The sequence below is a fragment of the Sulfuricurvum sp. genome (assembly GCF_028712165.1).
Lineage (GTDB): Bacteria > Campylobacterota > Campylobacteria > Campylobacterales > Sulfurimonadaceae > Sulfuricurvum.
On the sequence record NZ_JAQTQR010000110.1, the window covers coordinates 1 to 5,407 of the forward strand.

At 40.4% G+C, this 5,407-nt stretch carries 4 protein-coding genes and 1 pseudogene; all 5 read left to right on the forward strand.

Features of this window, described 5'->3' with window-relative positions:
* A partial coding sequence (locus PHP90_RS13560) for an efflux RND transporter permease subunit (protein ID WP_299930971.1) occupies positions 1-2,676 on the forward strand: 2,676 nt, incomplete at its 5' end.
* Positions 2,676-2,963, forward strand: coding sequence for a DUF3240 family protein (locus tag PHP90_RS13565; protein WP_299930973.1), 288 nt, complete (start codon positions 2,676-2,678; stop codon positions 2,961-2,963). The genes PHP90_RS13560 and PHP90_RS13565, both read left to right, overlap by 1 nt.
* A complete protein-coding gene (locus PHP90_RS13570) occupies positions 2,964-3,611 on the forward strand; it encodes a response regulator transcription factor (protein ID WP_299930975.1) in 648 nt (215 codons plus the stop codon).
* Positions 3,601-4,815, forward strand: coding sequence for a hypothetical protein (locus PHP90_RS13575; protein ID WP_299930977.1), 1,215 nt, complete (start codon positions 3,601-3,603; stop codon positions 4,813-4,815). Before PHP90_RS13570 ends, PHP90_RS13575 begins: the two co-directional genes overlap by 11 nt.
* A gap of 131 nt (positions 4,816-4,946) precedes the next feature.
* Positions 4,947-5,407, forward strand: a pseudogene (locus PHP90_RS13580) (diguanylate phosphodiesterase); the annotation flags it as partial.

Genomic DNA, 5,407 nt, shown 5'->3' on the forward strand with positions numbered 1-5,407 from the left:
GGAATGGCCCCTATTACGACACCGTTGGGCGAAGCCTTTATGTTTACGATTGAAGGAAACATAAGCCCAAAAGAGAAACGTGAATTGCTCGACTTTGTCATTCGTCCGGTATTACGGGGTGCAAAAGGGGTGGCAGATGTCAATTCTCTCGGCGGTGAAGCACGAGCTATCGTAGTGCAGCCTGATTATACGGCAATGCGCCATCTGGGAATTCCTCTGAGTACCTTGCAGGATACCTTGGAAAAAAATCTGAAAAATGACGGTGCAGGACGGGTTGACGCAAACGAAGAGAGCTATTTGGTTAAAGTTCAAAGCGGTGTCAAAGATGCGAGCGAAATTGCGAATATTACGATCCATTCCCACAACGGACCGATTCGTGTAGGCGATTTCTGTGACGTTCGAGACGATTCGAGAACACGATTAGGATATGTCACCAAAGACGGTGTCGGAGAAGCGACTGAGGGACTTATTCTGACTCTTAAAGGGGCAAATGCCCAAGAGACCATTTCACAGATTAAAGAGAGACTCGAACAATTAAAGCCGATGCTTCCTGAGGGCGTCAGTATCGTCCCTTTCTATGATCGGAGCAACCTGATCGAGAAGGCAGTAGGGACGGTTTCCAAAGCGCTGGTGGAAGCAATCGTATTGGTTATTGTTCTTCTTATGATCTTTTTGGGAGATATACGTGCGGCAATCGCCGTGAGTGTCATTTTGCCGTTTTCAATCGCGATTGCTTTTTTACTGATGAAATATTTTGGATTGAGTGCCAATCTGATGAGTTTGGGAGGGTTGGCAATAGCGATCGGTATGCTGGTCGATTCCGCTGTCGTAGTCGTTGAAAATGCATTTGCCAAACTAAGTGAAAATGATACCTCTCTTCCAAAATTACATCAGGTGTATCGTGCTACAAAAGAGGTGAGTCTAGCCGTTTTCAGCGGTATTTTGATTATTGCGGTTGTCTTTTTGCCGTTGTTGTCACTGGAAGGATTGGAAGGAAAACTCTTTGCACCGGTAGCAATGACCATCGTTTTTGCACTTTTCGGTTCACTTCTTCTGTCTTTAACGCTGATTCCGGTTGTAAGTTCTTTGATTTTAAAAAGCACTTCTCATGAAGATACGTTTATCGGTAGATTTTTTGCACGTCTTTATGAACCGATGCTCAAGTTTGCATTGACCAGTACAAAAGTCCTTTTTACAGGTGCTGTTGCCTTCTTGATTATCAGCTTTACCTTGTTTGCATTTGTAGGGAAAAGCTTTATGCCAACGTTGGATGAGGGAGACATTATTTTAGGAATAGAAACACCCCCTTCTATTTCGCTTGAAAAATCCAAAGAACTCAATCTGGCCATACAACGCACGCTTATTGAACATGTTCCGGAAATTAAAACGATTGTTGCGAGAACCGGATCCGATGAACTCGGACTTGACCCTATGGGGTTAAACCAAACCGATACGTTTATTACGTTAAAACCGCAAAAAGAATGGAAAGTAAAAAATAAAGAAGAGATCAAAAGTGAAATTCAAGAGTCACTCAAAAATTTCCCGGGCATCAGTTTTAGCTTTACCCAACCGATCGAAATGCGAATATCGGAAATGCTAACAGGGTCTCGGGGGGATTTGGCCATCAAGATTTATGGAAGTGACATTGACAAGCTGAATGAACTGAGTCAAAATATTGCCGATACGCTTGATAAGATAAAAGGGTCATCCGAAGTGTTTACAACGCTTAATGAAGGGGTCAATTATCTCAGCGTAAAACCTAACCGAACGGAATCGGCTAAGACCGGTGTTGATACGGCTGAACTTGAGCTATTCTTAAAAACAGCATTGGAAGGGGTTACGATTGATGAGCTTTCGGTAGGCAATACCAGAATACCGGTATTGATGCGATTTAATAGCGAAGTTTCTCAAGATATGGAGCTTTTCAAATCGTTGGAACTTCCGTTGAGTGACGGATTTTCAGTTCCTATTTCCAGTGTGGCTCAAATTGAAACCAGTGAAGGGGCCTTGAAAGTAGATCGTGAAAACGGACAAAGATACAGTACGGTACGTGCCAATGTTGAAGGACGCGATTTGGTCGGCTTTGTAGAAGAAGCCAAACAAAAAATCGATTCCAACATTAAGCTTCCTAAGGGATACACGATCGTATACGGCGGACAATTTGAGAATCAGCAGCGTGCTGCCGCTAAGTTGATGACGGTAATACCGATCAGTATCGGGGTCATTTTCTTGATTCTTTTCTTTACATTCCGCTCTGTAAGTTCGACTGCTCTTATTTTGCTGAATATTCCGTTTGCAGTGACCGGCGGTATCATTTCACTCTATTTCAGCGGAGAGTATCTCTCTGTTCCGGCATCCGTCGGGTTTATCGCACTTTTCGGAATTGCGGTACTCAACGGGGTTGTGATGGTCAGCTATTTTAATACCCTTTTAGGAAATGGCTATTCGATTGATGATGCGGTTGCTGAGGGGGCGCGCAGACGGCTACGACCGGTTCTAATGACGGCATTTATAGCCGCTTTGGGTCTTTTACCGTTGCTGTTTGCCACTGGTGTGGGGAGTGAAATCCAAAAACCGCTTGCGATAGTTGTATTGGGCGGGTTAGTGACTTCGACGATCCTAACACTTCTCATTTTACCGCCTGCGTTTAAAATGATTTACAAAAAGGGTAAGTGATGAATATTACAAGTATGGATATTTACTTTGAAATCGCTAATAAAGATACATTGGTTGATTTATTATTGGAAGAAGGCTATGATGATTTTTACTTTTTCCCTTGCAAACGCTACAGTGCCGGAGCTTTTCTAATAAGCGCCGAGGAACAAGTCAGTGCAAGACGGGATTTTGGCCTCTTTCGTCTTTTCCTGCATGATACCGAAGCGATAGTTCTCTCAGCCGCTATCAAAAGAGAATTGAAAGACAAAACAATCAAGATATTCATGACCGGAGCGAAAGAGTTGTAGATGCGTATCCTCATTGCTGATGATGAGCCTGAGCTCCTTGAATTATTAAAGCTTTCTTTGCAAAATGAAGAGTGGATTATTGATACCGTCAGTGATGTAAATGACGCCAAAACGTATCTGGATGCATACTCGTATCAGATTTTTCTTGTTGATCGTACCTTTCATGGGAAAGATCGTGTAAGGGAATTAATCACCTACGGCAGAAATAAAAACTCTTCGATGGGGATATTGGTCCTGAGTGCATTGGGAAGCATAGATGAAAAAGTTCAAGGTCTTGAATACGGAGCGGATGATTATCTGGAAAAACCGTTTGATATTAAGGAACTGCGAGCGCGTTTGATTGCCTTGTCACGTCGTTATGTACCAAAAGTAAAAAACTTTGAAGATATTGAGATCGATACGAATTCCAAACAAATCAAAAAAGCCGGGAATGAAATTCTCCTCAGCAGTACAGAGCAAAAGTTGTTTTTTTATCTTTTAGAGAAGGGAAATATTGCTTCCCGTGATGAAATTATGGATGCTCTTTATGACAATCCTCAAAATATTACCTCAAATGCGATTGATGAACTTATCGGGCGGATACGCCGTAAGCTCCATCCCGGTATTATTAAAACCATAAAAACACGAGGATATTTAAGTGCAGTTTAAATGGGCAAGATCCCTAAAATTTAAAATTGCCCTTATTTTTTCAATAGGGCTTGCAATAGCATTTACAATAAACTTATACATTGCAATAAAAACAATCTATATACAAAAAGTTGAAGATGCGGAAAGTGTTCTTAAACATGTGCTCATTGAAAGTACGGACGAATACATTACGACTCTTTTGAACCCTTCGAGTGACGTAAGCTTTCTTTATACAATTCCGCATAATAAAATGATTTTAAGTGATTCAGAAGTGAATGGACTCCGTTTTGTTATCTCAGCCAATCCGCATAGAACAAACGATACCCTGATCGTCTCTTCTATCAAACTCTCCAATAACTATTATCTTAATGCCATCAGTGATTACAAAAAAATAGACAGTAACACCCATAAATACTGTCAAAAATTACTGCTTCGCTATATCGTCTCTTTACTAATCGTTTTGTTCATTATTATTTTTATGCTTGATTTTTATATGAAACCGCTGGAATTATTGGCAATTAAAACGAGAACGTGGAAACGAGAAAGCCCTTTTGACCTGGCTTTGAATGATGCTTCTTCAGAGATTAAAGAGGTTTCGACCGCTTTCGAAGCTTTAGTCAGACGATTGGAAGGGTACCGCCAAAAAGAGGCTGAATTATTTAAAGAAGCCGCACATGAACTTAAAACGCCTTTGGCTTTGATGAGGTCGCGGCTGGATGTCTATGAAAACAGCGCTCATTATGATAAAGAAAAATTTATTGTCGATCTTGGACACGATATAGAAAGACTGACACGAGAGCTTAAAAATGTTCTTTTTCTTGAAAGTTCGGATTTTGAAGAAGCACACAGTATCGAAATCATACAAATATTAAAAACCCTTGAAAATAAAATGGATATTTTGATCCAACGCAAAGGGTTGAGATTAAAACTTCCGAATAAAGCATTTAGTGTTGTCGTTTCAGAAAAGTTGCTTTTTAAAGTTTTAAGTGCCCTGCTGGAAAATGCTATCACCTATGCAAAAGAGAACAGCACGGTGGAGATCGGATGTGATCCATTGGAAAGGACGCTTTGGATAGGCAATCAAATAGGGAATGAGAAATACTTGTTTAGTTCCAAGATAGGGGAGAAGATCCTAAAACGTTTAAGTCATGAAATCGGGTTTGAGTATAGTATCCAGCAGGATGAAGCGTACTTTCGCATTGAACTCGTATTTATGTCTCGCTAAATTAAACTTCTGCCCTTTTATAATTTAAATTTCCTTAGTAAAAGTGCATACATGTTGATTTTTGTTTTTTTATTATAATTGTTGGCTACAATGATAGCAGGACATTATAATATGTCGAAATGAGGTGTTGTATGGATGATTCTATTTATCTTGCACGTCAGCCGATTTTCAATGAAATGGGTAATATTTTTGCCTATGAATTGCTCTATCGGAATACTGAAAACAACAGCGCCGATGTGTATGACAATCTGCATGCCACATCCAGAGTATTGGTCAATACGCTCAACTATATCGGGCTGAACACGCTGACATACGGGCTTAAAGCTTTTGTCAAAGTAGACGATAAAATTTTGATGGACGATGTGGTTCATGCCATTTCTGCAGCATATTTTGTTTTGGAAATTCTCGAATCTACTAGCATCACGCCTGAGTTGGTTGAGCGGGTATATGCTCTTCATGCGAAAGGGTACCGCTTTGCTCTTAATCATTACAGCTCCGAAAAAGAGTTTATCCGTCATTTTCACTCTTTGATAGAAGTGATTGATTATATTAAAATCGATATCAACCATCCTGATGGATCAGATAAAATTCT

What these genes read in the sequence shown, in the direction of transcription:
- PHP90_RS13565 (WP_299930973.1), top strand. Translation starts at nt 2,676, where the DNA reads ATGAATATTACAAGTATGGATATTTACTTTGAAATCGCTAATAAAGAT.
- PHP90_RS13570 (WP_299930975.1), top strand. Translation starts at nt 2,964, where the DNA reads ATGCGTATCCTCATTGCTGATGATGAGCCTGAGCTCCTTGAATTATTA.